Raw genomic sequence first — 4,319 nt, forward strand, 5'->3', positions numbered from 1 at the left:
GGATCTGCTGGACATCGCGGGCGACGTCACGGTGGCCGGGGCGCTGTGCCGCCTGAATGCCCCGCCCGCCACGCAGGACGCCCCCGTCGTCGGCCGCCTGCGCGCCGCCGGTGCGGTGATCCTGGGCCGCACCAACATGACCGAATTCGCCTTTTCCGCCCTGGGCACCAACCCGCATTTCGGCATCCCCGGCAACCCGGCCGACCTGACCCGCGTCCCGGGCGGTTCGTCGTCGGGTGCGGCGGCCAGCGTGGGCTATGGCGTGGCGGACATGGGGGTGGGCAGCGATACCGGCGGCTCCATCCGCATTCCCGCCGCCCTGTGCGGCCTGACCGGGTTCAAACCCACCGGCGGCGTGGTGCCGATCGAAGGGTGTGTCGCGCTGTCGACGACGCTGGACACCATCGGCCCGATCGCGCGCGACGTCGCGACCTGCGCGGCCGCCTTCGCCATCATGGCCGGACGACCCGACCCGCTGACGTCGCAGCCGCCGCTGCCGGTCACGGGCCTGCGCATCGGGCTGGTGCATGATACCGCCGTGACGGCGGATATGGAGCCCGAGGTGGCCGCCGCCATCACCGCCGCCGAGGAACGGCTGCGCGCGGCCGGGGCCGTGACGGAGGTCGTCGATTTCACCGCCGTCGTGGCCGCCCTGCGCGCGATCGACGCACTGGGCACGTTCCCGTCCGTCGAACTGGCCGCCGCACTGGACGGCGCGTCGGACGAGACGATCGCGCGGATCGACCCGCGCATCTGGGCGCGCGTGCGCCCCGGCTATGACGTTCGGGCCACGACCTATATCGCCATGCACGCCAGACGGCGCGAGGCCATCGCGCTGATGACGAAAACGATCGCGGGATTCGACGCCTTTGCGATGCCGACCGTGCCGATCACAGCACCCACGATCGCGGATATGGACAGTGATGAGGCCTTTGTGCGCGCGAACGGGTTGGTGCTGCGCAACACGCGAATGGGAAATCTTCTGGATCTGCCGGGTGTTTCACTGCCGGTGCCATCCGCCGGGTTGCCGGTGGGGTGGATGCTGTGTGGCGCACGGGGGACGGATGATCGGTTGCTGCGGGTCGCGGCGGCGGTAGAGGGGGTGGTTGGATGACGATATTTGCTGTTCGCGAAGTCCGCTTTCGCCTCATGTCGGTCATAAAAGCGATTGTGACGGCTGCCCAAAAGCCGACATTGCCAGGCGAACCGCGATAGGTTGAGTTTTGGACATTCCTGCCGATTAGTATCGTGCGTGGCAGGACGTCGTGGTCCGTAATTACGCCATGACGTCCGCTTGAGATGTTTAAAAACGCGTAGGCCCGTCCAAGCTGTGTGGCGTCGGTTAATTGATGAGGCGTTACAAGCCTTCCAGCATTTGCGCCGCGACGCTATGACCTCGGTCTCGCAGATCCTGCGCGATTTTAGCGATCCACTGCTCACCGTCTGACCGGCTGCGGATAGCGCTAATCAGTTCACGTAGAAGTTGGAGTTGCGGATTACTATCGGCGCCGATCACGTCCCCCCCAGCGGCGGGAGACTTGAATGCTACACGGGCAAGATCAGCGATGAAGCCGTCATCTAGTGAGGCCTCGCTGATTGCCTGCGAAACGATGCGCGACGTTGCATAATGTGCGCGATCTTGAGGCGGTTGAACAATCAGCAGCGCCTCGGCCGGATTGACGTGCACCTTGAGCTTCTCGCCATTTGCACTCTCGTGCTCCATGTATACTTCGCCACCCGTTTTTAGTGCCGTGTTCGCAATGGCTCTTATTGTTTTGGTCGTCTTAGATCGCGAACCCTTCTTGCCTTTGCTGCCCAAAAGGAGGTTTTTGATGCCTGCAATATTCTTTAGGAAGTCAATCAGATGATTGATCGAATCGGTATTATCCGCGATCTCCTTCAAGATTGCGATGATCGAACCTTGGCGGATCTCGGTGACGATCAACTCGCATCCGTAGAGTCGCCGGTAATCATTGCCGATCGCGGATAGCAGTTCGCCCAACACGGCCGCTTCGACGGGCTCCTTGTAGTCGATTGTCAGGAGGAGTTCGTTGGCGGGCATATGGAAACCTTTGTTGAGTCGAGTTTCGACTAACCTGCCGGGAACGCCGTTGCTGATCAACACACCTGATCGTCGAGCCGGCAGCGCCTGCCGCTAGAATGAGGCCGCTAAACGTCGCTTGAATTCATCGTTGCAAACGGTTGCTTTCCGTCCTCCTATTCCCAATAGTCGATTTTCTGTTCACGCCTTCATGTCGGCCATCCAGACGATCATGACGAATTCCAGAAAGCAGATGCTCAAAAATAAAATCCAACTGTAGCGCCTCCTGCAATTGTTACGACAAGATAAAATTTATCTTTCAAGTCTGGTTAATGCCACTTTCTTTTGTTTTGTCTTTTTTCTCTGCATCATCTTTTTGTATTTTTAATTTATCAATTGCAGAAGAAATTGTTTTCATTGTGCTATTAAATTCACCATACTGAATATTTTTTTTCATTTTGTTTTTTCTTCTCCATTCCAACTTGAAAATACCTCTTTGACTTCTTCCCATGTAGCTGTCGCCCCATACGTTTCGATATAGAATTGTCCAAATTTTATAGCATGTATTCTATCGGCTATCTTTAAAGATTCTTGCATGTAATTCCCAGAGTGGACAAAGTTATATCTCGTAAAAAAACCTACAATAGTAAGAACAACCAAACCTTTAAAAGAGAAAAATATCAAAAATGGCTACGACATATTTGGTGATATACCGAATGAATTCCAAAAAGATATTATAATCGTTAAAATAAGTCCGATAGCAAGAACAGCCGCCCCTGAAATGGACCACCAATTAGCGTATTTAGAAAGTTTTTTCTCTCTAGCCTCTAAATCTTTTACGGTTTCTTTTACAAATTCACTCGAGGTTGTTTTGAGATTTTCTTGGTATTCTTTTGTATAGCGTAATTTTTCTTCTTTGACTTTTTTGGTTTCAATTTCAAGATATTGTTTTCTCCGAGCATATTCAGCTTGCAGCCTTTCTAACTCAATATTAAATTTAACCTTCTCCTCTTTAGATTCATTTTCAAAAATATAATTTTTCTCTTTAAAATTACTAATTATATTTTCTTTATCATGTTCCAGTCTGTCAATTATTGAATTTCTTTCTTTTATGTATTTATTTTTATTTTCTATCTTTTCTTTTAATTGATTAATTTCTAGTTTTAAATCTTGTATGATAATATTATTCTTTTCTTGTGAAGACTCTAAATTGCTCATTAAAATTCTCCAAGATTTAGTTAATGAAATTTGGAATAATATCGCTTTATGTCAAATAAATATTTTCTTCAAATAACTCATGAAAATACTTCCTAATTTGACAAATTTTCTTTATTTTTTATATTCGCCTGTGACGGATATATTTACCAACGGCGATTTTACAAATATCCGCTCTCGTATCGCAACGGCCTCAAAGCCGACGATCCGCTTTCCCCCTCCCAAGCTACCCTTCACACCATCAACGCGCTCTGTTCCTGCTCCCGCTTGACCGCCTGCACCGTGGATACGGACACCCCCGTCCGTTCCGCAATCTGGCGCGTGGTCATCGCGCGTCCTTCCGGGGTGGCCAGCAGGCGGGCGACGCTGTCGCGTTTGGCGCTGTTCTTGCCGCCGCCGCGCGGGGTCTTGGCGGCCTTTCCGGTGGGGCGCACGGTGGCCTGAAGGGCGTGCAGGTCGCGCAGGATAGCTTCGGTTTCCAGCGTGCCCTGCAAATCATGTTCCAGATGGAACCGCACCCGCGCGGTCAGTTCGGCCAGCGTCGTGGCGGGCAGGGTGCGGGCGGCCATTTCGCGCACGATCCCGGCGCGCATATGTACCGGCCCGGTGATGAAGTCCCATTCCGGCGCGCCGTGGTCGCGCCAGCGGGCGACGATGCTGCGTTCGTGATTTAGACGGATCCAGCGGCGGACTTCGCTGATCGCATCGTCGATCGTGCGGGGCAGGCGCACGGCATTGCACAGGGCTTCGCGTACTTTCGGTCCCGGTTCGCGAAAGGCGGAGCGTCCTTCCCACCGTTCGCTGAACGCACCGGGATTGTCGCGGTCGGGAATGGTTTCGTGCCACGGCAGAACGGCGTCGAAAAGTGCCTTTTCCTCTGCCGTTTTTTCGAACACGCGCGCGACGGAGCCATGGCGGCGGATGATGGCCTCGATTTCCGGGCGATGGCGCGCGCGCCAGGCGGTTTCGGCCTCGCTTAACGTGCCGGTTGGCGGTTCCGGTGGCATGACGGGTTCGTGCGGCGGTTCGGCGTGCGCGCGGGCCTGCGCGGCGCGTTCGTGCC

The 4,319-nt window shown here is 54.3% G+C and carries 5 protein-coding genes; 1 reads left to right on the forward strand and 4 read right to left on the reverse strand.

Translation table 11 applies throughout. The features are described from left to right. A partial coding sequence (locus tag HUK82_RS14790; protein ID WP_176614682.1) for an amidase family protein occupies positions 1-1,114 on the forward strand: 1,114 nt, incomplete at its 5' end. A gap of 243 nt (positions 1,115-1,357) precedes the next feature. Here the strand turns inward: HUK82_RS14790 and HUK82_RS14795 are convergent. The 4 genes from HUK82_RS14795 to HUK82_RS14810 all read right to left on the reverse strand — a co-directional run. Further along, positions 1,358-2,125: a hypothetical protein gene (locus HUK82_RS14795; protein ID WP_218061607.1), complete on the reverse strand. Its 768-nt coding sequence runs from the start codon at positions 2,123-2,125 to the stop codon at positions 1,358-1,360. A gap of 235 nt (positions 2,126-2,360) precedes the next feature. Continuing rightward, positions 2,361-2,498, reverse strand: a complete 138-nt coding sequence (locus tag HUK82_RS14800; protein ID WP_176614684.1) for a hypothetical protein — start codon at positions 2,496-2,498, stop codon at positions 2,361-2,363. 233 nt (positions 2,499-2,731) lie between these two features. After that, positions 2,732-3,259 carry a hypothetical protein gene (locus tag HUK82_RS14805; protein WP_176614685.1) on the reverse strand — a complete coding sequence of 176 codons (528 nt, stop codon included), beginning with the start codon at positions 3,257-3,259 and terminating at the stop codon, positions 2,732-2,734. 230 nt (positions 3,260-3,489) lie between these two features. Next, positions 3,490-4,319, reverse strand: an 830-nt coding sequence (locus HUK82_RS14810; protein WP_218061608.1) for a hypothetical protein, incomplete at its 5' end; no start/stop codon positions are given.

It is taken from the genome of Ameyamaea chiangmaiensis, assembly GCF_013376175.1.
Classification (GTDB): domain Bacteria; phylum Pseudomonadota; class Alphaproteobacteria; order Acetobacterales; family Acetobacteraceae; genus Ameyamaea; species Ameyamaea chiangmaiensis.